23 protein-coding genes are annotated in these 22,885 nt (G+C 69.9%); 7 read left to right on the top strand and 16 right to left on the bottom strand.

The annotated features are described in order from the left end of the window. Positions 1-2: 2 nt before the first annotated feature. The 5 genes from V5F59_RS17030 to V5F59_RS17010 form a co-directional block, all read right to left on the bottom strand. Positions 3-506 (bottom strand): Lcl C-terminal domain-containing protein, encoded by a 504-nt coding sequence (locus V5F59_RS17030; RefSeq protein ID WP_393976395.1) that lies wholly within the window; start codon positions 504-506, stop codon positions 3-5. Next, on the bottom strand, positions 503-1,369 hold the full coding sequence (locus tag V5F59_RS17025) for a class I SAM-dependent methyltransferase (RefSeq protein WP_393976394.1): 867 nt from the start codon (positions 1,367-1,369) through the stop codon (positions 503-505). Before V5F59_RS17025 ends, V5F59_RS17030 begins: the two co-directional genes overlap by 4 nt. Next, complete coding sequence (locus V5F59_RS17020) at positions 1,366-2,400, bottom strand: glycosyltransferase family 4 protein (protein ID WP_393976393.1); 1,035 nt, start codon at positions 2,398-2,400, stop codon at positions 1,366-1,368. Before V5F59_RS17020 ends, V5F59_RS17025 begins: the two co-directional genes overlap by 4 nt. Positions 2,401-2,409: 9 nt before the next feature. Continuing rightward, entirely contained in the window at positions 2,410-2,841 is a 432-nt protein-coding gene (locus V5F59_RS17015) for a 6-pyruvoyl trahydropterin synthase family protein (protein WP_393976392.1), read from the bottom strand. Positions 2,842-2,922: 81 nt separating this feature from the next. Continuing rightward, positions 2,923-3,927, bottom strand: a complete 1,005-nt coding sequence (locus V5F59_RS17010; RefSeq protein WP_393976391.1) for a zinc-dependent alcohol dehydrogenase — start codon at positions 3,925-3,927, stop codon at positions 2,923-2,925. Positions 3,928-3,990: 63 nt separating this feature from the next. Between V5F59_RS17010 and mdoH the strand changes: the two genes are divergently transcribed. Beyond that, positions 3,991-5,814, top strand: coding sequence for a glucans biosynthesis glucosyltransferase MdoH (mdoH, locus tag V5F59_RS17005; protein ID WP_393976390.1), 1,824 nt, complete (start codon positions 3,991-3,993; stop codon positions 5,812-5,814). Between the two features lie 3 nt (positions 5,815-5,817). Here mdoH and V5F59_RS17000 read toward each other — a convergent pair whose 3' ends face one another. From V5F59_RS17000 to V5F59_RS16990, 3 genes are all read right to left on the bottom strand, one after another. Beyond that, positions 5,818-6,327 carry a DinB family protein gene (locus V5F59_RS17000; protein WP_393976389.1) on the bottom strand — a complete coding sequence of 170 codons (510 nt, stop codon included), beginning with the start codon at positions 6,325-6,327 and terminating at the stop codon, positions 5,818-5,820. A gap of 142 nt (positions 6,328-6,469) precedes the next feature. Then, entirely contained in the window at positions 6,470-9,037 is a 2,568-nt protein-coding gene (locus V5F59_RS16995) for a carbohydrate-binding family V/XII (RefSeq protein WP_393976388.1), read from the bottom strand. A 91-nt stretch (positions 9,038-9,128) separates the two neighbouring features. Further along, positions 9,129-9,407: a hypothetical protein gene (locus V5F59_RS16990; protein WP_393976387.1), complete on the bottom strand. Its 279-nt coding sequence runs from the start codon at positions 9,405-9,407 to the stop codon at positions 9,129-9,131. A gap of 558 nt (positions 9,408-9,965) precedes the next feature. On the opposite strand from V5F59_RS16990, the gene aqpZ reads away from it, so the two are divergent. The 5 genes from aqpZ to V5F59_RS16965 all read left to right on the top strand — a co-directional run bounded on the left by aqpZ (position 9,966) and on the right by V5F59_RS16965 (position 14,653). Then, positions 9,966-10,655, top strand: coding sequence for an aquaporin Z (gene aqpZ / locus V5F59_RS16985; RefSeq protein WP_393976386.1), 690 nt, complete (start codon positions 9,966-9,968; stop codon positions 10,653-10,655). 366 nt (positions 10,656-11,021) lie between these two features. After that, positions 11,022-11,918 carry a hydrogen peroxide-inducible genes activator gene (locus V5F59_RS16980; protein ID WP_393976385.1) on the top strand — a complete coding sequence of 299 codons (897 nt, stop codon included), beginning with the start codon at positions 11,022-11,024 and terminating at the stop codon, positions 11,916-11,918. An 83-nt stretch (positions 11,919-12,001) separates the two neighbouring features. After that, the gene (gene purM / locus V5F59_RS16975) at positions 12,002-13,087 is read left to right on the top strand and encodes a phosphoribosylformylglycinamidine cyclo-ligase (RefSeq protein ID WP_393976384.1); all 1,086 of its coding nucleotides are present in this window, start codon (positions 12,002-12,004) and stop codon (positions 13,085-13,087) included. Beyond that, a complete protein-coding gene (gene purN / locus V5F59_RS16970) occupies positions 13,084-13,764 on the top strand; it encodes a phosphoribosylglycinamide formyltransferase (protein WP_393976383.1) in 681 nt (226 codons plus the stop codon). Before purM ends, purN begins: the two co-directional genes overlap by 4 nt. Before the next feature lie 7 nt (positions 13,765-13,771). After that, complete coding sequence (locus tag V5F59_RS16965) at positions 13,772-14,653, top strand: hypothetical protein (RefSeq protein ID WP_393976382.1); 882 nt, start codon at positions 13,772-13,774, stop codon at positions 14,651-14,653. A gap of 32 nt (positions 14,654-14,685) precedes the next feature. Here the strand turns inward: V5F59_RS16965 and V5F59_RS16960 are convergent, their stop codons facing one another. From V5F59_RS16960 to V5F59_RS16940, 5 genes are all read right to left on the bottom strand, one after another. Next, a complete protein-coding gene (locus tag V5F59_RS16960; protein ID WP_393976381.1) occupies positions 14,686-16,806 on the bottom strand; it encodes a molybdopterin-containing oxidoreductase family protein in 2,121 nt (706 codons plus the stop codon). Positions 16,807-16,922: 116 nt separating this feature from the next. After that, complete coding sequence (locus V5F59_RS16955; RefSeq protein ID WP_393976380.1) at positions 16,923-17,660, bottom strand: TerC family protein; 738 nt, start codon at positions 17,658-17,660, stop codon at positions 16,923-16,925. Between the two features lie 161 nt (positions 17,661-17,821). Next, positions 17,822-18,523: a TerC family protein gene (locus V5F59_RS16950; RefSeq protein ID WP_393976379.1), complete on the bottom strand. Its 702-nt coding sequence runs from the start codon at positions 18,521-18,523 to the stop codon at positions 17,822-17,824. 169 nt (positions 18,524-18,692) lie between these two features. Continuing rightward, positions 18,693-19,115, bottom strand: a complete 423-nt coding sequence (gene ndk / locus V5F59_RS16945) for a nucleoside-diphosphate kinase (protein ID WP_393976378.1) — start codon at positions 19,113-19,115, stop codon at positions 18,693-18,695. Between the two features lie 119 nt (positions 19,116-19,234). After that, positions 19,235-19,894, bottom strand: a complete 660-nt coding sequence (locus V5F59_RS16940) for a TetR/AcrR family transcriptional regulator (protein ID WP_393976377.1) — start codon at positions 19,892-19,894, stop codon at positions 19,235-19,237. Positions 19,895-20,009: 115 nt separating this feature from the next. Between V5F59_RS16940 and V5F59_RS16935 the strand changes: the two genes are divergently transcribed. Next, on the top strand, positions 20,010-20,996 hold the full coding sequence (locus V5F59_RS16935) for an aldo/keto reductase (protein WP_393976376.1): 987 nt from the start codon (positions 20,010-20,012) through the stop codon (positions 20,994-20,996). 52 nt (positions 20,997-21,048) lie between these two features. On the opposite strand, the gene V5F59_RS16930 is transcribed toward V5F59_RS16935, so the two are convergent. The 3 genes from V5F59_RS16930 to V5F59_RS16920 all read right to left on the bottom strand — a co-directional run bounded on the left by V5F59_RS16930 (position 21,049) and on the right by V5F59_RS16920 (position 22,883). Next, entirely contained in the window at positions 21,049-21,522 is a 474-nt protein-coding gene (locus tag V5F59_RS16930; protein WP_393976375.1) for a MaoC family dehydratase, read from the bottom strand. After that, the gene (locus tag V5F59_RS16925; RefSeq protein WP_393976374.1) at positions 21,519-21,983 is read right to left on the bottom strand and encodes a MaoC family dehydratase; all 465 of its coding nucleotides are present in this window, start codon (positions 21,981-21,983) and stop codon (positions 21,519-21,521) included. The genes V5F59_RS16930 and V5F59_RS16925 overlap by 4 nt, the downstream gene beginning before the upstream one ends. A 435-nt stretch (positions 21,984-22,418) precedes the next feature. Continuing rightward, positions 22,419-22,883 carry a MaoC/PaaZ C-terminal domain-containing protein gene (locus V5F59_RS16920; protein WP_393976373.1) on the bottom strand — a complete coding sequence of 155 codons (465 nt, stop codon included), beginning with the start codon at positions 22,881-22,883 and terminating at the stop codon, positions 22,419-22,421. Between the last annotated feature and the right edge of the window lie 2 nt (positions 22,884-22,885).

The following is a 22,885-nucleotide window of genomic DNA, read 5'->3' as shown; positions in this document are numbered from 1 at the left end:
GCTCAGGGCGCCGTCTTCACCAGCCGTACCGCCTGCGGCAGGCCGGTGGAGTGGCCGTCCGCCATGCCGGTCATGAAGTCGAAGTAATAGATGAGGCCGAGCACGCCCACGGGGCTGGTGGTCCAGTAGCCGGCGGCGCCGTCATCGCCCAGCTCGATGTCGGGGAACACGGCCGTGTCCACCACCGGCTGCCCGCAGTCCGGGTCGACGATGGTCTCCAGCTCCGGCCCCGAGGGCACATGCCAGCCATGGCCCACGGCCTTCGCGGCCTCCTGGGCGGCTTCCAGCGTGAGCCAGGACTTTTCCCCCGCGCAGGCCTTGCCGTCCCAGTGCGCCCCGAGGCTGCAGCGCTGCCACAGGAGGCCGGACTTGCGGTCCAGAGCCTCGCCGCCGCGCAGCTCGAACCGCTCCGCGCGCGGGCGGTCGCCCCAGCCGTAGCAGGCGGCGAAGGCCCCATGGGCCGGCGCCAGGAGCGCGAGGACGAGCGCCAGCACAGGACGTGTCATGCGCCGAAGCCGGCCGGCACCGCCAGAAGGTCCATGTGGCCGATGACGCAGGCCTCTGCGGCGCTGCGGGCTCGCGCCCAGTCCTGCGCCACGGTCCTGTCCACACGTCCGCTTTCGGCAGCCGCCCCGGCGGTTCCGCGGGCCAGCTCCGCGATCAGGGCGTGATCCTGCGGGCCGAGGCGCCACGGGCTGTCGGCACAGGTGACGGCATAGCCGGATCGCTCCAGAGCCGCCGCAAGCACCGCGCCCGCCTCCGCCCCGGCGGCGGGGCCGAAGCCCTTGTCCATGCCCTGGTGCGCGCGGAAGGCCGCCGCAATGGCGGCGTCGGCGGAGTGGGGCGGGTGCCAGCTGTCCCGCCCGTCGCAGGTGAGCGCGGCATGGACGACAATGCCGCTGCCCGCAAGCCGCCTCGCGAAGCTGGCGCACCAGTCCGCCGACACGAGGTCGTAGAAGGCGGCCGCCGTCACCAGATGGGCTCCAAAGGCGAGGGCGGCGCCGGGATCTGCGGCGAGGTCGGCCATGGCGAAATCCACCCGGATCTCGCGTGGGCCCAGGGTGAAGACGAGGGCGTCGCCCTCCGTGCGGACCGCATCCGCGAAGGCGGCAAGCCGCGTGCGGGCAGCCTCGGCGAGGAGGTCGTCATGGTCCACCAGCGTCCAGTGCTGGCGGGGGCCGAGACGCGGCGCGAGGGCCCTCAGGTTCGAGCCCGACCCGGCGCCGAGATCCACGATGCGCTGGACCGGATGGCGGGCGAGGTACCCCACCAGCGTCTCCTCCAGAGTGGCGCTCCGGGCGCGGAGGTCCGCCGGCTCGCGCAGCGCCAGCCAGGCCTCGGAGAAGGTGGCGGCCTCCGGGGCGCTCACCGCGCAACGCTCTCCAGCACGCCAGCGATGGTGCGGGCCGTATCCTGCCAGGTGGGCAGGCTCTGGCCCGCGGCGAAGGCGCCATCGGCGATCTGCCGGCGCAGGGCGGGTTCGGTGATCAGTCGGCGCAGCGCGGCGGCAAGCGCCTCTGGATCGCCCGGCGGCACCTTGAGGCCGGCCCCGTCGGGCACCGTCTCGCCGGATGCGCCGCCGGTGGTGCAGACCACGGGCAGGCCGCGGCGCATGGCTTCCGCCAGCACCATGCCGTAGCCCTCGTAGAGCGAGGGATGCACGAAGATGTCGGCTTCCTGATAGGCCGCATCCAGCGCCGCCGGGGCGAGCTGCCCCACGAGGCGGATGTTGGCATGGCCGGCGGCGCGGCGCGCCACCATGGCGGCGGTGTCCGGATCGAGGTGGGGGGAGCCGACGATGGTGAGGGTGAAGGGGATGTCGCCGAGCTGCTCCACGGCGTCGAGCAGCACCGGATAGCCCTTGCGGGGCGTGAGCGAGCCCACGGCGATGAGGCGGGGCGGGGTGCCGTCCGCGACCACGCGCGCCGCCGGCTCGGTGCCGGGCAGGGCGAGGGTCATGCGCGCCTGCGGCACCGCGAAGCGGTCGAGGAGCACCCGCCACGTTTCCGGGCTGATGGCGACGATGGCGTCCGCCGCCCCCAGCACCGCCTTCTCGCTGGCGAAGAGCCGGTCCGCCACCTCGGGGGCCAGCCCGGTCTCAAGTGCCAGCGGGTGGTGCACCAGGAGGACAACAGGCCGCCCAAGCTGCTTCAGCGCATCCGCCGGCAGCGCGCTCAGGGCGAGGCCGTCGCCGAAGATGATCGTGCCGGGCGCCGTGGCGGCGAGCCGCGCGAGGCCGTCCGTCACCTCGGCCGCCGAGGGGGTGGGGTATGCGCCATCGAGCCGGAGGGGGACGATGTCGTGCCCCAGATCCTTCAACTCGCGGATGATCCGCCGGTCATAGGAATAGCCGCCGGTCGGCGTGTCGATGGCGCCGGGGTGGACGAAGGCGATGCGCAAGGGGAGCCCTCAGGACAGGAATTGCAGCGAGGAGGCGTCGGCGGAGAGGTCGGCCTCGAACCAGGCGCGCGCCACGTGGGATTCGTGCAGCGTCACGCGGATGCGGGCGAGCCCGTCGCTCCCGGCTCCCAGCGCGCCGGTGCGCGCAGCCTCGGCCATCTTGTCGAACACATGGCGGCAGAGCACCTCGGTGGTGGTGTTGCGGCCGGCGAACTGGGGCAACTCGTCGAGGTTGCGGTAGTTCAGCGGGCCGAGCACGCCCTTCAGCGCCTCATGGGCGCGGCCGATGTCCACCACCACGCCCTCCACCGTGAGCTCCGGGCGGAAGAAGGCCACGTCCACCACGAAGGTGGCGCCATGCAGCGCCTGGGCCGGGCCGAACAGCTCGCCGCGGAAGCTGTGGGCGATCATGATGTGGTCCCGTACTTCCACCGCATACATGCGTCTTTTCCTCTCGCTGGCGTCGGCCGGGGCACGTGAGCGAGCCCGCTTGGCGCCGGTCGAAGACCGGGGCCGATCGGATCATGTGTAACGCACCACGGTGGCGATGCCTTCCGCCCCCTCGGCGAGAATACGCGGCAGGGCCTGCGGCAGATCGTCGAAGGCCACCTCTTCGGTGATCAGCGCGTCCAGCGCCGGGTCCGCCAGCAAGGCAAGGGCCTTCTCCAGCCGCCGCCGGTGGCTCCAGCGCGGGCGGCGGGAGGGGCTCACCATGCCCACCTGGGAGGAGACGATCTGCAGCCGCTTGTGGTGGAAGGCGCCGCCGAGGGCGAGGGGCACCTGCTTGTCGCCATACCAGCTCATCTCCACCAGGCGGGCCTCCTCGCCGCAGCAGGCGAGCGCCGTGGCGAGCCCCGCAGCCGAGCCGCTGGCGTGGAACACCACATCGGCCGCGCCGGTGCCTTCGCTCACCTCCGCGACCGTGGCGCCGAAGGCCTCCACCAGCGGGGCCCGGGCCGGGTCGGGATCATGAACCGTCACCTCTGCTCCCGGCAGCCGGGCGCAGAGGCGGGCGACCAGAAGGCCTACGAGCCCCGCGCCCACCACGGCGATGCGATCGCCCGGCCCGGCGCCGGAATCCCACACGCCATTGAGCGCCGTCTCCATGTTCGCGGCCAATGTCGCGCGGCGGGGCGGCACGTCCGCCGGCACGGGGGCGAGGGCGCTGGCGGGGGCGAAGAAGTGGTCCTGATGGGGGGCGAGGGCAAAGACGATGCGCCCATGAAGCGCGGGCGGCCCGTCTTCCACCCGCCCCACGGCGCAATAGCCGTACTTCACCGGGAAGGGAAACTCGCCCTCCTGCATGGGCGCGCGCATGCGCTGGCGGTGGACGGGATCCGCCAGCCCGGCGAAGACGAGACGCTCGGTGCCCCGGCTGATGCCGCTCCAGAGGGTGGCGACACGGCACAGGCCACCCGCCGGCGGCGTCGGTGTTTCGGCACGGAGCTCGGCGCGGCCGGGGGCCGTGTACCAGAGCGCCCGCAGGCTCAGGCTTGCGGGACAATTTGACGCATCATCGCCGGGCATGCCTGCGCTCTCGTATAGCTCTCGATGCCGCGGCGCCTCCGCCGCCGGCCGGAGGAGCTATGCATGTCTTCGCGGTCCGGTCCACCGCCCCGGCACCTGCCGGCCGACGCATTCACGCCGGCCCTCCTGCAGCCCATGGCGGCGCTGCGGGGACGCAGGCTGTTCATGCTGCTGGCCAATGCCGCGACGCTCCTCCTGGTGCTCGCGGGCATGGCGGTGCTTGCGGCGGCCGGGGGCTTCACTGTGGTGGACGGCCTGCTGCTCCTGTGCGCCCTTGCCATCACGCCGTGGAATTCCATCGGCCTGTGGAATGCCTTGGCCGGCCTGTGGCTGCTGCACGGCCGCCGGCGCGGGGTGGAGGCCGCCGCGCCCTTCCTGGCGCCGCCGCTGCCTGACGGTCCGGTCACCGCCCGCACCGCCATCCTGCTGACTGTGCGCAACGAGGCGCCTGCCCGCGCCCTCGCGCGCCTCAAGGCGGTGAAGGCCGACCTTGACGCCTCGGGCCATGGCGCGGCCTTCGATTTCCATGTGCTGAGCGATACCTCCCGCCCGGAGATCGCCGCCGCGGAGGAGGCCGCCGTGGCCGAGTGGCAGCGGGAGGAGGGGGCGCACCGCATCTTCTACCGCCGCCGGGCGCTGAACACGGACTTCAAGGCCGGCAATGTCCGTGACTTCTGTGTCGCGGCAGGGGATCGCTACGATTTCATGCTGCCGCTCGACGCCGACAGCCTGATGGGGGCGAAGACCATTCTCCTCCTGGTGCGGCTGATGGCGGCGCATCCGCGCCTCGGCATCCTGCAGAGCCTGGTGGTGGGCCTGCCGGCGCAGAGCGCGTTCGCCCGCATCTTCCAGTTCGGCATGCGCCACGGCATGCGCTGCTACACCCTGGGCGCCTCCTGGTGGGCGGGGGAGTGCGGGCCCTTCTGGGGCCACAACGCGCTCATCCGCATCGCCCCGTTCCGTGCCGCCTGCCATCTTCCGCATCTACCCGGGACGCCTCCGATGGGCGGGCCGATCCTCTCCCACGATCAGGTGGAGGCGGTGCTGATGCGCCGCGCCGGCTTCGAGGTGCGGGTGCTGCCGGTGGAGAGCGAGAGCTATGAGGAGAACCCGCCCGCCGCCACGGATTTCGTGACGCGCGACCTGCGCTGGTGCCTCGGCAACCTCCAGTATCTGCGCCTGCTCGCCCAGCCCGGCTTCGCCGCGAGCCTCCGGCCCATGAGCCGGTTCCAGCTGGTGTGGGCCATCCTCATGTTCGTCACCGTGCCGGCGCATCCGCTGCTGGTCGGCCTGCTGCCGTTCGCGGCGCTGGAGGCGGCGGGGGTGGAGGATTATCCGGCGGGCCTCGCCCTCGCCCTCTATGGTGGCCTGCTGCTGATGGCGCTGGCCCCCAAGCTCGCCGGAGTCGCCGACGTGGCGCTGACGCCCCGGGGCATCGCCCGCTACGGCGGGGCGGGCCGTTTCGCGGTGTCGGTGATGGTGGAGCTGGCCTTCTCCTTCCTGCTCAGTGCCATCACCGCCATGGCGGTAACGCTGGAGATGGGGCGCCTCCTCCTCCGACGCGCGCAATCCGGCTGGCGAGCGCAGGCCCGCGACGGACACGGGGTGAGCTGGTCGGCGGCTGCGCGCGCATTCCGGGCGCAGACCCTGTTCGGCCTTGCGGTCACGGCGGGGCTGCTGGCGGTGGCGCCGGTGCTGGTGCTGTGGGCGGCGCCGGTGCTCGCCGGCTATGTTCTGGCCATTCCCTTCACCGTCGTCACCGCCGATCCGCGCCTGGGGCGCATCCTCGCCCGGCTCAAGCTCTGCGCCGTGCCGGAGGAATTCGCCGCGACCGAGGTGCAAAGGCTCCTGAAGGGGGAAGCGCCCGCCTTGCGCCGGGCGGCCTGACGCTCAGGCCGTTGCCTGCTCGCGCTGGAAGGCGATGAGATCCAGCACCGGCCCCGCGTTCCGCCCGCCGAGCAGGGTGACCAGCGCATGCGCCTGCCCGCGATGGTGGGTCTGGTGATTGAACACATGGTCGAGCGCGCTGGCGAGGGACTGCTGGAAACGGGCGCCGGAACTGTTGGTGTAGCTTATGTTTTCGGCAAGGCCCGCGGCATCCAGGCCGGCAATGAAGCGGATGAAGCGCGCGTCCTCCGCCGCCCTCAGGGGGAAGAGGCCGGCGAGGGTCGGGGCGAGGATGGTGTCGAGGGCCGGCTGGGCCATCTCGATGCCCTCGAACCGGCCGAGCCAGATCCGGTCGGCTACCACCAAGTGGTTGAGCGTGTTGAGGATTGAGCCGAAGAAGGCGCCAGCCGGCCGGGCGCAGGCCTCCTCCCCGAGGGCGGTGGCGGCGGCGTAGAGGCGACGGTTGGCCCAGGCGTTGTAGGCGGCCAGGGTGGAATAGCGCTGAACGGGCATGCCCTGTTCTCCGGCGACGGAACGACGCCCGGCGCCGCCCGCAGGTGCGTGGAAGCCCTCGAAGCTTCCGGACATTCGCCGGCCGGCATCAGCTGCCGACCAGGCCTGTCTTCTCATTCTTGATGGCTGAGGTTCCGGATGTTCAGCGGCGGCCGCCGAACCCACCGCCGAACCCGCCACCGAAGTGACCGCCGCCACCGAAGCCGCCGCCACCGCCGAAGCGGTCACCGCCGCCGTAGCCGCCGAAGCCGCGGTCGAAGCCGCCGGACCCGAAGCCCTCGCCGCCGCCGAAGCTGTCGCCCCGGCCATAGGCGTTGCCGCCGAAGCCGTCGCCACCGTAGCTGGACACCCGCTGCTGGCCCCAGGAGCGGGCGCGCTCCTCATTGTCCAGGCCGGAGGTGTCGGTGTTGCGGTTCACGTTTTGCCAGCCGGAGGAGGTGTGCTGGCTCCAGCCGTTGTCGGTGTGCTGGTAGACGTTGCCGTCGTGGTCCACCGCCACATGGCCGTTGTCCCAGGCCACCGCGTTGCCGGTCTTGGCATTGCCGGCGATGCCGCGGCTGTCCACGTTCACGTTCCCGTGATTGTCGGTCACCCCGGTCTGGGAGGCGTGATAGGTGCCGGTGGTGGGGTTGGCGCCCGCGGATTCACGGCCGGCCACCGCATTGCCCGTATAGGCGTTGCCCGCCGCCCCGGCGCGGGATTCCCCGCGGGCGCCGGTGGCCGGATTGTAGCGGGCGTTCTCCCGGCCGGCGGCGTAATTGCCGGAATAGGGATTGAACGCGGCCCCCGAGCGGCCGGTGAAGCTGGTGCCGTTGGCGGTGGTGCCGCGCCAGTCGCGGCCGGACCATTCGGTGCCGTTCCAGGTGGTGCCCCAGGCGTGGTTCACCGTGGCGGCGCCGCCCCAGCGGCCATAGAGGTTGGTCTGGTTCAGGTTGGTGTAGCCCCAGTGGCCGCCCCAGGGGCCATAGGGTCCATACGGCCCGTAGGGACCGGGGCCCCAGGGATGCCAGTAGGGACCCCAATAGGGATACACCGCCGCGCCCCAGGCCCAGCCGGTGGCGAAACCGAAGGCGAAGCCGTCCACCGCGCCCAGCGCGAAGCCTGCGCCGAGGCCATAGGTGACCGGGCAGGAGAACCAGTAGGTGCCCACATAGCCCGGGCAGGAATAGCCGGTGCCGTAGACCACCGTGCCGCCCGGCGCCACCACGACGCCCATGTAGCCGGGCGTGTAGCCCACCACCACCGCGTCCGGCGTGGTGGCGTAGACGCGCACGTAGGTGACGTAGTGGAGCGGCGAGGAAACCGGGATCGTGTAGATCACGTCCGGCACGATGTCCGCCACCCGCCAGGGACCCGAGGGGCCGGTGGCCACGAACCAGATGCCGTTGTTCACCGCATAGAAACGCTGGGCATCGAGGCGGATCACCGGGGTCGGCGTGTTCACCGCATAGGCGAGCGAGGTGCCGGCGATGGGCTCGAACCGGGGCGTGCCGTCGAACACCACCTTCAGCGTCACGTCGCGCTTCACGCTGGCGGTCTGCGGGATGGTGGCTGCGATGGCCGCCTCCTTGGCCTGCGGCGTGCCGGCCACCGAGACCAGAACGTTGGCCTTGGGGTCCTGCGGGGAGATCCTGGCGAAGTCCTTCGGCAGCGCGTTGCTGTCGACGAAGGCCCACGGCCCCTTCAGGTCCGGCGCGCGGAACCAGCGGCCGGAGATGAGCACGTAATAGGTGTTGGTGGTCGTCTCCATGAACACGGCATGGTCCGCGTTGTTCATGGTGAGCAGGTTGGTCCCCACCACCGGCAGCATCTGCGGCTGGCCTTCGGTCTGGATCAGCTCGGCGGGCTGGGTGGTGACGACGATGGCCGGGGCCGGGTTGATCGGCTTGCCCTTGTCGTTGAGGAGCGGATCGGCCGGGATCTCCTGGCTGGCGGCCTTGCCGGCGGCGGTGAGGGCGTCGGACACCTGCGGCGTGACGATCCACGTGCCGGCAAGGTTCGGCGTCTCGTACCAGTGGCCGGCCGCTTCAAGATGATAGGTTCCGGCCTCGTCGAGCAGCAGCAGCGGGCGCGTGTTGACGACGCGCTGGAAGCCGGTGACGTCCTTGATGGGCCGCAGCACGGGCGCGCCGGAGACCGGCACCAGCACCGTGGCGCTTGTGGCGAAGAGGATCTGCGGCGGCGTGTTGTCCACCGGCTGGGTCTTCAGCTTGGCCAGCTCCTGGTTGACCGCATAGCTCGCCTGCAACTGGTCGAGCGGAATGGCCATGCCGTCGGCCGGCAGGTGCGCCTGCAGGGTGGAGCGGATGAGGGCGGCCTTGGCCGGCTCGGTCGGCACCTCCACGCCTTCGATGCGCAGGGTGGCGAAGTGGACGATGCCGGCGGGCTTGTCCACCGCCACGCGGGTGGCGAACCGGACCATGCCGTAGGTGGGCGCGCCTGTCTTCGGGCCGAGGGCGACGGCGGCGCGGCCGGCCATCTGGTCGCCCTCCCAGCTGTCGATCTGCGGCTGATAGAGCTGAAGGACCTGGCCGTCGCCGAGCTCGAAGGTGCGCGGCCACGGCAGCGGCGCGGCGGGGGAGGCATCCTGCTGGCCGGCGGCCTGCTGCGCGGCGGCCGGCTCGCCCTGCTGCGCCTTCGCATCCACGGTCCAGAGCATGGCTGCGGCGACGAGAGCCGCTGCCGAGGCTCCTGTCAAAAGTCGCGTCATCAAGACCCTCCCTCCCCGATCTGTCGAGGCGCGGGCAGGACTACCATGTTCCTGCACGAGCGTCAGCGGGGGTGTAGGGGGCGGCGCGGCCTCAATTCTGTTCCGGGCAGGCGCGCCTCCACTTCAGGCGCGGCCCGCCGTCGGTCTCCGTCCACACCTTTCGCAGCGGACAGGCGGGCACATAGGCATCGGTCATCACCAGCCGGGGCCCGAAATAGCCGTGCCACTGGTAGGGCGTGTCGGCGGCGTCCGTGGCGGCGAGCGAGGGGGTGACGGAGGCGGCGGGCAAGGCGTTCACGAGGGTATCTCCGAACGCGCTGGCGGCAACCAGCGTGGCGCCGGCCAGAAGGATGAAAGTGCGCTTTCTCATGTGCATCTCGTGTGGACCGGGGCGATCGGACCGGCGGAGGTCCTCGTGGCTCGACTGCGGCAGCTGGAACCCATCTGTCGCGAAGGGCCGAACAGCAACTCATCGTTCGGCTGATCCACTAGGCCGGCGCGCGGCGATCGTCTTCCCCTTAACGAAGGATGAAGATCACCTTGTCTTACGTCTTTCCGATTGAACCGGAGCAGGTGGAACCGGTCAGGATCCGTTCATCTTTCCGCGATCCGGCGCCGGCGGCTCGCCAAAAAGACGCGATCCGGCGCCGGCGGCTCGCCAAAAAGACGCGATCCGGCGCCGGCGGCTCGCCAAAAAGAATGGTGGAGAGACACCTCTCGCCAGGGTTGCCGCCTTGATCTTTGCGCCGCTGCGGCGTTCGCTCGACGCGGCGCGGGGCCAAGGGTTGGGAATCACCGCGTCCTGAGGGGCGAACCGGACGGGGCGCATCGGCCGCGTCCGGCGACTTCGCCCTGCAACCGCAAGGAGGGGGCGCTTCCCGCCGGCTACCGTCGCGGCGCGTTCGGAAGCGTGCTCCAGGAGGTGGGCATGAACAAGTTCGTGGCCGAGTTCATCGGCACTGCCGTTCTCGTCCTGTTCGGGTGCGGCTCGGCCGTGCTCACGGGGTATGGAAGCGCGCCCATCGGCATGCTCGCCATCGCGTTCGCCTTCGGCCTCGCGGTGACGTCCATGGCCTACGGCATCGGGCATGTCTCCGGCTGTCACATCAATCCGGCCGTCACCATCGGCGTGTGGGCGGCGGGACGCATCCCCACCGCCGAGGTGCCGCTCTACTGGATCGCCCAGGTGCTGGGCGGCATCGCCGGCGCGGCCGTTCTCTATGTCATCGCCTCCGGCAAGCTCGCCGGCTTCGACGTGGGCACCGCCGGCCTCGGCCAGAACGGCTGGGGCGAGGGCTATCTCGGCGGCTACGGCCTCGTGGCGGCCATCGTCGCCGAACTGGTGGGCACCTTCGTGTTCCTGGTGGTGATCCTCGGCTCCACCTCCAAGGCCGGCATCACCCAGGCGGCGGGCCTCGCCATCGGCCTGTCGCTGGTGATGATCCACATCGTGTTCATCCCCGTCACCGGCGTGTCGGTGAACCCGGCCCGCTCCATCGGCCCGGCCCTGTTCGCGGGCGGCAAGGCGATCTCGCAGCTGTGGCTGTTCATCGTGGTGCCGCTGGTGGGCGCCTATCTCGCCGGCCTGCTGTTCAAGCTGAAGGTGCTGGAGGACTGATCCTCCCCGCCGCTGAAGAAGAAAGGGGATGCGCCGTGGCGCATCCCCTTTCCGCGAGCCGGGACGTACGGACCGCTCGTCCGTCCGGCTTTCCCGTGCACGGATCTCCCGCGCTGAACCGGCCGCGCCCGGCGGCGACGGGCGCAATTTCCAGGCATCGAAGCCTTCGCCATGGCAACAGGTCCGCCCCGTCGACCCGGGGCGGACCGCTGCACGCCGCTGCGCCACCGGATCTCGGGGCTGGCGGCCTGCGCCTTTCCGGCACGGCCGCCGTGGTCCGGCGCACAACGTAAATGCAGCATGGGCGGAACATTGAATAAGCACAAATCAGATTGCATGCGCCTTTTGATCAGATAATCTGATCATATGCTCTCCACCCGCCAGCTGCGCTATTTCGAGGCGCTCTCCCGCCACCGCCATTTCGGCCGCGCGGCGGAGGAGTGCGCGGTGACCCAGCCGGCCCTCTCCATGCAGATCCGCGAGATGGAGGAGATGCTGGGCGTGCGCCTTCTGGAGCGCGGCCGCGGCGGCGTGCGGCTGACCCCGGTGGGGGAGGAGGCGGCGGGCCGCGCCCGCGAGGTGCTCGCCGCCCTCACCGACATGGAGCGCACCATCCGCGACCGGGGCCGCCTGCTGGAGGGGCGGCTGCGGCTCGGTGTCATCCCCTCCATCGCGCCCTACCTGCTGCCGCGCCTGCTGCCGGAGATGGCGCGCCGCTATCCCGGGGTGGAGATCGGCCTTCGGGAAAGCCAGACCGAGCACCTGGTGGCCGAGCTCGCCCACGGCGACCTCGACCTCGTGGTGCTGAGCCTGCCGGTGGAGCATCCCGCCCTCGACACCATGGCCCTGTTCGAGGACCGCTTCCTGCTGGCGGTGCCGGAGGCCTCGCCGGCCTTCCGGGGACCGCTCGCCTCGCCGGACAGCATCCTCGCCGACGACCTGCTGCTGCTGGAGGACGGCCACTGCTTCCGCAACCAGGCGCTCAACGTCTGCCGCAAGGTGGACGAGAAGCGGCTGCGGCGGTTCGGCGCCTCCAGCCTCTCCACCCTCGTCCAGCTGGTGGCCAACGGGCAGGGCATCACCCTGCTGCCGCAGATGTTCGTGTCGCAGGAGGGCGGGCATATCCCGCGGGTGCGCCTGCTCTCCTTCCCCGATCCGGTGCCGACCCGCACCATCGGCCTCGTGTGGCGCCGCACGCTGCCCTATCGTGAGGATGTGGAGGCGCTGGCCGCCATGGTCCGGGCCTGCCGGCCGCAGCCGTGAGGGGGCGAAAGGCAGCCCTGCGCGCGCGGCGCCTTGCTTTGCCCGGCATTCGCAGTTAAGCCCCGCGCAAAGACGAGGACCGAATGGCTCAGGACGGACTTTCCTACCGCGACGCGGGCGTGGACATCGACGCGGGCAACCGCCTCGTGGATCTCATCAAGCCTCTGGTGAAGGCCACGGCGCGCCCGGGCGCGGATGCCGACATCGGCGGCTTCGGCGGGGTGTTCGACCTGAAGGCCGCCGGCTTTTCCGACCCGCTGCTCATCGCCACCACGGACGGCGTGGGCACCAAGCTCAAGATCGCCATCGACACCGGCGTGCACGACACCATCGGCATCGACCTCGTGGCCATGTGCGTGAACGACCTGGTGGTGCAGGGCGCGGAGCCGCTGCTGTTCCTCGACTATTTCGCCACCGGCCGCCTCGCGCCGGAGGTGGGCGCCCACATCGTGGCCGGCATCGCCCGGGCCTGCAAGGACGCCGGCTGCGCCCTGATCGGCGGCGAGACCGCCGAGATGCCGGGCATGTACAAGGACGGCGACTACGACCTCGCCGGCTTCTCCCTCGGCGCGGTGGAGCGCGGCGACCTGCTGCCGAAGAAGGACATCGGCGCCGGCGACGTCATCCTCGGCCTCGCCTCCGCCGGCGTGCATTCCAACGGCTATTCGCTGGTGCGCCGCGTGGTGGAGCGCTCCGGCCTCGCCTGGACCGAGGAGGCGCCCTTCCACAAGGGCCAGAGCCTCGGGCAGGCGCTGCTCACCCCCACCAGGCTCTATGTGAAGAGCGTGCTCTCCGTCATCCGCGCCACCGGCGCGGTGAAGGCGCTCGCCCACATCACCGGCGGCGGCATCACCGAGAACCTGCCGCGCGTGCTGCCCAAGGGCACGCTGGCCCGCATCGACCTTTCCAACCTCATGGTGCCGCCGGTGTTCCGCTGGCTCTCCACCGTGGGCGGCGTCGCCCCGGAAGAGATGCTGCGCGCCTTCAACTGCGGCATCGGCATGGCCGTGGTGGTGCCGGTGGATCAGGAGGAGCGGGTGGCCGACGCCTTCGCCGATGCCGGCGAGAGCGTGGTGCGCCTCGGCGTGATCGAGCCGTCCGACGGCTCCGCCCAGGACGCCGCCCACGTGGCCTACGAGGGCGCCACCGACTTCCGGTTCGTGCCATGAGCGGACTGTCCGGGTCCGCGTCGGGCGACGCGCCGAAGCGCACCGCCGTCCTCATCTCCGGCCGCGGCTCCAACATGGCGGCGCTGGTGAAGGCCGCGGAGCGGGAGGACTTCCCGGCGGAGATCGCCCTCGTCCTCTCCAATCGGGCGGATGCGGCGGGGCTCGAGTTCGCCAAAGAGCACCGCATCCCCACGCTGGTGCTGAACCACAAGCATTATGCCGACCGGCTCGCCTTCGACGCCGCGCTGGATGCGCACCTGAAGGCGGAGGGCATCGAGATCGTCTGCCTCGCCGGCTTCATGCGCCTGCTCACCCCCTGGCTGGTGGAGCGCTGGCGCAACCGCATGATCAACGTGCATCCCTCCCTCCTGCCGAGCTTCAAGGGCCTGCACACCCATGAGCGGGCCCTGGAGGCCGGGGTGCGCGTGCACGGCTGCACGGTGCATTTCGTGCGTGCCGAGATGGACGAGGGGCCGATCATCCTCCAGGCCGTGGTGCCCATCGAGGCCGACGACACGCCGGACGTGCTGGCCGACCGGGTGCTGGAGCAGGAGCACATCATCTATCCCAAGGGCCTGGAGCTTCTCGCCTCCGGCCGCCTCACGGTGGCCGAGGAGCGGGTGCTGATCGAAGGCGTGCGGGGCGGGCTCAAGCCGCTGGTGCTGCCGGTGGTGTGAGGCGGCCATGGCGTGGAGGACCTGCGCGACCATTGTGCTGGCGCTCCTCGCTTCCACTGCCGGGCGCAGCGAGGCCGTTTCCTCCTGCGTTTGCGAGGGCGAGGGCGCACTATCCGGCTGGAGGAAGACCTACCTTCAAGCCCGGTTTGCGGACTGCACCTCGCCAAATCTCGACAACTCGGACAACCGCCAAATCGGGCGACTCAAATATGGCGGTGTCTACCGCGACGCGTCTGCAACTCCGCTATCGCGTAATGTCATCGCAGACGTGGCGAGCCTGAGCGACATTCTAACGTTCAACCGGGCGCTCAATGTTGATGGCTCGGTGAAGGGGGAAGCCAACGGGAGCAGGCCTCCGTTGATCGTACTCCAATATCTCGATCAAAAAATTCAGGTTAGCTATCTCCCCGGACGTTCAATTCAATACATTGCCGATCCAGGCACTCTGGTCGCGACGACGCCAAGCATGAGGAAGATGGCATTCTTTGTATCTTCGTCTGATGACGAATTGAAAAATGCCGCAAAGTCTTTCTTGCCAGAAGATGATTACAGGGTAAATGTGGAAACGCCCTCCGATGGATGTCGATTGGCAAGATATCGTAAGTCCACCGCGATCGCCGCGACATTCGTTCGGATCATGTCGAATGCCAGCCTGGCGGCTCGGGCGAAATGTATTCTCACCGGAGCCCTATATCATTACGGATTTTCGGGTGCGGCATACGTTTACAATTCTCCGCTCACCGAAGTGGATCAGGACGGTCATGCCGTGCCGGCTCTAAGGGACCGCTGGTTCACCCTCAGCGGCCCGGAGGGGCAGGCATTCACGCCCGCGCCAAACTTGAAAAGGTGCGACGTTGCCCGTGACCTGATCAAGCTGCCAGCGGAATAGCTCCAGTTATCCGCCGGCCCTTTCCCGCTTCCCTAGATGCCTATTTTCTCCACCCGCACCCTGTTGTCGTGGAACGCCGCGCCGCCCACCGGCGCCACCGGGTCTGCTCCCGTCAGCGTGTTGATGCCGCGCCCGCCCTCGTGTGCGCGGGCCGGCTGGATCTGCTCCGACACCACCACGCCGCGGAGCACGCCGTCGAACAGGCGGGCTTTCAGCACCACCCGTCCGCGCAGGTTCTCCACCGCCACCCGGTCGCCTTCGGCGATGCCGAGGCCCGCCGCGTCCTCCGGATGGATGAGGAGGGAGGGCTCTCCCTCCCGCGCGATGGAGGTGGGTGTCTCGGTGAAGGAGGAGTTGAGGAAGTTGCGCGCCGGCGCGGTCACGAGGCGGAAGGGGTGTTCGGCGGTCGCCGCCTCGATCACCGCCCAGTGGTCGGGCAGGGCCGGCATCTCGGCCACCGGGCCGAACTTGCCGGGGGCGGGGAAGGCGAGGTTGGCCCAGTCCACCGCGAAGTGGAAGCGCTTGTCCTTGTGGCCGAAGCCGGTGAGGAAATGGGCGTCCTCGAAGCTCTGCGAGACGTCGAGGAAGCGCGCCTCCTCCAGTTCGTCCAGCGGTGCCCGGCCGGTCTCGCGCAACGTCCAGTCGATGAGTGCGCGGGGCGTCATCCCGAAGCCGGGATGCTCGGCGCCCACGCGCCGCGCCAGCGCGCAGATGACGTCGTGGTTGGAGCGGCACTCGCCCGGCGGCTCCACCAGCTTCGGGCCGAGCTGGATGTGGGGGTGCCCGCCCGACTGGTAGAGGTCGTCATGCTCGGTGAACATGGTGGCGGGCAGCACGATGTCCGCCATCTTCGCCGTGTCGGTCATGAACTGCTCGTGCACCGCCACGAACAGGTCGTCGCGGGCAAAGCCCCGCTTCACCTTCTCCTGGTCCGGCGCGACGGCGAGCGGATTGGTGTTCTGGATCAGCATCGCCGCCACCTTCGGCCCGCCGGCCAGCGCCTCCTCGTCGCCCACGAGGATGGGGCCGATGCGGGACTGGTCGAGGGCGCGGACGCGGGGATCGAGCTTGTCGAGCCCCTCGATCATGGTCTTGCGCCAGCGATAGGTGCCGGAGAGGGAATGGAGCGCCCCGCCGCCCCGGTGCTGCCAGCTGCCCGCCACCACGGGGATGGAGCACACCGCATGCATGTTCACCGCCCCGTTGCGGGTGCGCGACATGCCGTAGCCGAGGCGGAAGAACGCCCGCGGCGTGGTGCCGACGAGCCGGGCATAGGCCTCGATGTCCTCCGCCGAAAGGCCGCAGATGGCGGCGGCCCAGGCGGGGGAGCGCGGCTTCAGATGGGCTTCCAGCGCCTCCACGTCCCGCCCGTAGCGCTCCAGATAGGCCCGGTCGGCGAGGCCGTCGCGGAACAGCACGTGCATGACCGCGCAGGCCAGAGCCGCATCCGTGCCGGGGCGGATGAGCAGGGGGATGTCCGCATGCTCCATGGTGGGGGTGCGATAGACGTCCACCACCGCCAGCTTCGCCCCACGCCGCTTCCGGGCGTGGGCCACCTGGGTCATCACGTTCACCTGGGTGGACACCGCATTGGTGGCCCACAGGGTGATGAGGTCCGATTCCGCCATCTCCCGCGGGTCGGCGCCGGAGATGCGCCCGTTCCCGGCCATGTAGCCGCTCCAGGCGGGGTTCACGCAGATGGTGGAGAAAAAGCGGGAATAGCCCTTGGCATGGGTCAGCCGGTTGATGCCGTCGCGCATCACCAGGCCCATGGTGCCGGCGTAGAAATACGGCCAGACCGACTGGGCGCCATGCTCCCGCTCCGCCGTCAGGAGCCCCTCGGCCACCCGGTCCAGCGCCTCGTCCCAGGAGATGCGGGTGAACCGGCCGGAGCCCTTGGGCCCGGTGCGCAGCAGCGGGTGAAGCAGGCGCTCCGGATGGTTGGCGCGCTCGGCATAGCGGGCGACCTTCGCGCAGATGACGCCGGCCGTGTAGGTCTGGTCCTTCGCGCCATGCACCCGGCCGATGCGGCCGTCCGGCATGATGTCCACCTGCAGCGCGCAGGTGGACGGACAGTCGTGCGGGCAGGTGGAGCCGCGGGTGGCGATGGGGCGGACGACGTTCGCGGACGTGTTCGGGGCATGCACGTTCATGCCGGGCAAGATAGAGGCGGCAGCGGCGGCCGTCGCCCCCTTTCGTGCGGACGGGATCGCCTTGCCAGGGCCCGCGGAGAGCGGCTCCGGGCGGGAGCCTGCTCCCGCCCGATCCCTCAGGCGCCGTGCCCGGCCTCCGCCGGGCGGGTCCGGCCGCGCAGCAGGTAGCCCGTCGTCACCACGAACAGGGCTCCGGCGATGCTCGCCGCATAATGGGGCAAGGCGGCGGGGTGCAGGCCGTGGTCGTCCATCTTCACCAGGCCCGGGTTGAGGTGCTGGAGCCAGGACAGGGCCATCACGTCGCCCACCAGCATCTCGCCGGCGATCCAGCCCAGCAGCGCCGCGCCGGCCCAGATGAGGATGGGGAAGCGCGTGAGCAGGGTCAGCAGCAGCTGCGAGCCGAAGATGATGAGCGGGATGGTGAGCAGCAGGCCGAAGACGAACAGCTCCCAGTGCCCGCGCGCGGCGGCGGCGATGGCCACCACGTTGTCGAGGCTCATGACCGCGTCGGCGATGGCGATGGTGCGCACCGCCTTCCACAGGCTGTCGGAAGCCGCCACCTCATGGGCGTCGCCGCCGTTGTCGGTGACCAGCTTGATGGCGATCCACAGCAGCAGCAGGCCGCCCACCACCTTCAGGAAGGGCACGCCCAGAAGATAGGACACCGCGAGGGCGAACAGGATGCGCAGGCTCACCGCCGCGCCGGCGCCGAGCAGGATGCCCCACTTGCGCTGGGCCTTCGGCAGCGAGCGGCAGGCGAGCGCGATCACCACCGCATTGTCGCCGGACAGGAGCAGGTCGATCCAGATGATCTGCAGGAGCGAGACCCAGAAGGCAGGGGTCGTGAAATCCATCGAAAGCTCCATGCTGCGCCGCGCCACCCGTGGCGGCACCGGAAAGACAGGACACCTTACATATTATTGTGACGCAACGTAACATTTACCTTACGTCAACTTGAGGACCCGAAAAAGGGGCCCATCGAGCCCCTTTTTGAGGTCCCCGGCAGGGGCCGGGATCATGCGGCGGCGTCATGCTCCGCGCGGGAGGCCTTGAGACGCCGCATCAGCAGCGCCACGCCGACCACGAGCACCGCGCCGGCGGCGGCGACGATGCGGTGCAGATGCTCCGTCGTCTCGGCGCCGAGGTGCTCGACCACCGCCGTGTCTCCCAGCAGCATTTCGCCGGCCACCCAGCCGAGCAGCGCCGCGCCCGCCCACACCAGCAAGGGGAAGCGGTCGATCAGCGCCATCACCAGCGACGAGCCGGCGACGATGAGCGGAATGGAGATGGCGAGGCCGAAAGCGAGCAGCCACCAGTTGCCGTCGGCGATGGCGGCCACCGCCACCACATTGTCGAGGCTCATGACCACGTCGGCGACGGCCACCGTGCCCACCGCCTTCCAGAGGTTGTCGCTCGCCTCCACCGCCTCCTCGCCGCCTTCGTTGGGGGAGGCGAGGTCCACGGCGATCCACATGAGGGCGAGGGAGCCCACCAGCTTCAGCCAGGGCAAGGCGAGCAGCGTCGCGACGATGCCGGTGAACAGGATGCGCAGCACCACCGCCACGCCCGCGCCGAGCACGATGCCCATGCGCCGCGCCTTTTCCGGCAGGGACCGGCAGGCCAGCGCGATGACGACGGCATTGTCCCCCGAGAGGAGGACGTTGATCCATATGATCTGGAGCAGTGCCAGCCATAGCACTGGTGAATCGAGAGACATTGATCCCACCCCGGGCCGTTAGCGTCGTCTCTTGTATGCGGCGTCTGGTGCGCCGTATTTTGGATTATGACGTTACGCTAGCCTGCCCTTAGGTCCGATCTCAAGGAAAACCGGACACCGCGGCGCACAAATTCGATCACGCGCCGCGGTATTGTACATCAGTACCGGATCAGCCGACGATCTCGTTACCGGCGAAGAACTGCGCGATTTCCACCGCCGCATTCTCCACGCTGTCGGAGCCGTGGGCGGAGTTCGCCTCGATGGACTCGGCGAACAGCTTGCGGATGGTGCCGTCGGCCGCGTTGGCCGGGTTGGTGGCGCCCATCACGTCGCGGTGCTTGGCGACGGCGTTCTCGCCTTCCAGCACCTGCACCACCACCGGACCGGAGGTCATGAAGGTGACGAGGTCGCCGAAGAAGGGGCGTTCCTTGTGCACGGCGTAGAAGGTCTCCGCCTGCTCCTTGGTCATGCGGATGCGCTTCTGCGCCACGATCTTGAGGCCCGCGGTCTCGATGACGGCATTGATGGCGCCGGTCAGGTTGCGACGCGTCGCGTCGGGCTTGATGATCGAGAAGGTGCGCTCGATCGCCATGGGGAACCGTCCTGTCTGTTCTGGAAATGGAAAGCCGCGGGCGTCCCGCGGGTGCGCGCTCTTAGCAGCCGCAGCGGGAACGGGCAAGGGAAGGGCCCGCGACGGAAAAGGGCGGCCTCTCAGGCCGGCCCCAGCACGGCGTCGATGGCGCGCTCCACCGCCTCGGCCGCATCGAATGCCGCCGGCACGCCCAGCACGCGCGGCCAGAACAGGGGCTCCTTGATGGCGCCGAGGAACTGCGCCGCCGCGAGCTGCGGGTCGCGCCCCGGCTTCAGCCACCCCGCGGCGGCCAGCGCGCCGAGATAGGCGGAGAGCCCCTTCACGGCCGGTTCCTTGCCCGCAGCGAAATAGGCCTGCGACAGCTCCGGGAAGCGCGGGGCCTCGGCGATGACGAGGCGCAGCAGGGGGATCACGTCCGGCCGGTCCCAATGCTCGGCGAGGCGGCCCACATAGGCGCGCAGCACGGCGCGCGGGTCGCCGCTGGTGTCCTGCGGCAGCAGGGGTGAGCGCGTCAGGTGGGACCAGGCCTCGTCGATCACCGCGCCGAACAGCTCCGCCTTGCCGGGAAAGTGTTGGTAGAGCGTGCGCTTGGACACCGGGGCGGCCGCCGCCACCGCATCCATGGAGGTCGCCTCGTAGCCCTTTTCCACGAACAGCCGCCGCGCCGCCGTGCGGATGCGCGCCGCCGTGCCGCGCGTGTCGCGGCGGGGGCGGGCGGCAGGCGAGCGTCCGGACGGGGGCGCGGCGGGGCCCTTGGGGGGGATTTCGGTGTCAGGCATGGGGGTGGGAGGCATTGACAAAAGTAAACGGTACAGTGTAGTTTACATTCATGGCCGATTGCTTTCCACCGGCCATTCCCCTTTCGGGTTTCCCTCTCTCGAAATGAGGTCCCCCATGGACCACCGTCCCCTCGGTCGCTCGGGTCTTTCCGTGTCCGCCATCGGCCTCGGCTGCATGGGCATGTCCGAATTCTACGGACCCAGCGACGACGAACAGTCCCTCGCCACCCTAGCAGCCGCCCTCGAGCGCGGCATAAATTTCTTCGACACCGCCGACATGTACGGCGTGGGCCATAACGAGCGCCTGCTCGGCCGCTTCCTGAAGGGCCGGCGCGATCAGGTGATCCTCGCCACCAAGTTCGGCAACGTGCGCGGCCCGAACGGCGAGCGCCTCGGCGTGTCCGGCACGCCGGACTATGTGCGCTCCGCCTGCGATGCCAGCCTCGCGCGGCTCGGCATCGACACCATCGACCTTTATTACCAGCACCGGGTGGATCCCGACACGCCCATCGAGGAGACGGTGGGTGCCATGAAGGGTCTCGTGGAGGCGGGCAAGGTGCGCTTCCTCGGCTTGTCGGAATGCTCCGTGGCGACGCTCCGGCGCGCCCATGCGGTGCATCCCATCACCGCGGTGCAGATCGAATATTCGCTCTGGAGCCGCGAGCCCGAGGCGGAGATGCTCGATGCCTGCCGCGAGCTGGGCATCACCTTCGTCGCCTACAGCCCGCTCGGCCGGTCCTTCCTCACCGGCACGGTGAAGAGCCCCGACAGCCTCGCCCCGGACGATTTCCGCCGCCAGAACCCCCGCTTCACCGGCGAGGCGCTTCAGCAGAACCTGAAGCTCACCGAGGCTCTGGCCGACTTCGCCGCCGCCAAGGGGGCGACCAGCGCACAGGTCGCGCTGGCCTGGATCCTCAACAAGCAGGACCACGTGGTGCCCATCCCCGGCACGCGGCGCATCGCCTATTTGGAGCAGAACATCGCCGCCACCGCGCTCCGCCTCGCCCCGGCGGAGATCGCGACACTGGACGGCCTGTTCGCGCCGGAGGCGGTGGCGGGCACGCGCTACCACGCGGCCGGCATGGCCATGCTGAACCTCTGAAGACAGGGTACGGAAGGCCCGCGCGGCATGCCGTGCGGGCCTTCCGCGTGCATCAGGCGCGTCGCTCCAGCAGCACCGCGGTCTCGAAATCGATCACCAGGTCGCCATACTGGTTGGTGCCGGTGTTGTAGGCCTTGAGGATGCCCCACTGGGGCTTGGACTTGCTGGCGGTTTTCTCCCGCACCTCGGAAGCATAGGTGATGGTGTCGCCGGCATAGACCGGCTTGAGCCACCTGAGGTTGGAGAAGCCGGGGGAGGGCCCCACCATGGGAGCCCGTTCCCCCTTGGTCCGCTGGGCCTCCGCCTCGCGGGTGCGGAAGTCCACGTTGCACTTCATCCACAGGGATGCCGTGTGCCAGCCGGACGCCACCAGCGCGCCGAAGTGGCTGCGCTTCGCCGCCTCCGGATCCACGTGGAACGGCTGGGGATCGAACCGCCGGGCGAAGGCGATGATCTCGTCCTGGGTGAAGGTGTGGTGGCCGAGCACGACGCGGGTGCCGACCTCGATCTCGTCCAGGAATTTCATGCCAGTCGCGCCCCCGGGTTCCGCCGGCCGATCATGACCACGGCCACCTGCTCCAGTGCCACCGTCTTGTCCGGCTTCACCAGCTCCAGGCGGAAGGTGACGAGGCCCATCTCCGGCTTGCTCCTGGAGGTGCGGCTTTCCAGCACGGTGCGGCGCAGGGTGAGCGTATCGCCGGGGAAGACCGGGGCGAGCCACTTGTTCTCGGTCACGCCGGGCGAGCCCATGCTGGCCGAGCGCAGCAGGAAGCCATCGCAGATGAGACGCATCATGATGGCGCAGGAATGCCAGCCGGAGGCGGCGAGGCCGCCGAGCAGCGAGGCCTTTCCGGCGGCTGCGTCCAGGTGCATGGGCTGGGGATCGAACTCCCGCGCGAAGGCGAGGATTTCCTCTTCCGTGACCGTGTGCGAGCCGAACGTCTTCACCTCACCGATGATGAAATCTTCGCAGAAGAAGTCGGGCAAGGCGGGCCTCCCTGTCGTTGAGCGGCGATGGAAGGCGAGGATGACGCAGACGTCAAGCCGGGGTGGGGATAAGGGGGGCGGGCGCGGGCCATCCCGCGGCGGGGGAGCGGGCCAGAAGGCCTTCTCGTCGCTGCCCGCGGGCACGTGGCGGATGTCCTGCGGAACCGGGAGGCGCAACGGCCTCGCGGTGCGCTGAGCACCCCGTCCTGGTGACGGGCGGGATGATCATGGTCGCGCGCTCGCTGAACATGGTGCTTCAGAAATTGAGCATGCCGCTCTCGATGAGCAGGTCGCGCGGAGAAGGGGAGAGAAGCCTCTCCGGCCGATCACTCTGGTCACCACGTCGTCAGGACGACCAGGGTCGGCGGGTGGTTGAAACCGTTATGTTCCGTGTTCCGTATTCCATGTTGCGCGCTCGGCGAGTCGCACTCCGCTTCAGGCGGTCCCATCCGGCGCGAGGTGCCGCAGCTCGAAGGAGAGCACCTCCGTCCCATCCTCCCGCCGGGCGCTGCCGCGGCGGTGGTAGATGGTCCAGCCGGGGCGGCTGCCGCTGGGGCGGGCCTCCAGCACCTCGGTAAAGAACACGAGGGTGTCGCCCGCCCGCACGGGGGCGAGCCATTTCAGGTCGGTCATGCCGAAGCCCACGCCCACCGGGGCGATGACCGCCGCATGGCTGGCCGGCAGCCCTTCCGCCGCCGCGCCGTGGGCGCGCACGAACAGGCCCATCCACACGCAGGCCGTGTGCCAGCCGGAGGCGACGAGCCCACCGAAAGGGGAGGCGGCGCCGGCCGCCTCGTCCATATGAAAGGGCTGGGGATCGAAGGCGCCGGCGAAGCGCTTGATCTCGTCCGCCGTGAAGGTGAACCGGCCGATCTCCCGCAGCCCCGCGCCTTCCGCCATGG

The organism is Xanthobacter nonsaccharivorans (assembly GCF_043194755.2).
GTDB classification, from domain to species: Bacteria; Pseudomonadota; Alphaproteobacteria; order Rhizobiales; family Xanthobacteraceae; genus Xanthobacter; species Xanthobacter autotrophicus_G.
The sequence above is the reverse complement of the archived record's forward strand: the minus strand, read 5'-3'. Positions and strand labels throughout refer to the sequence as shown.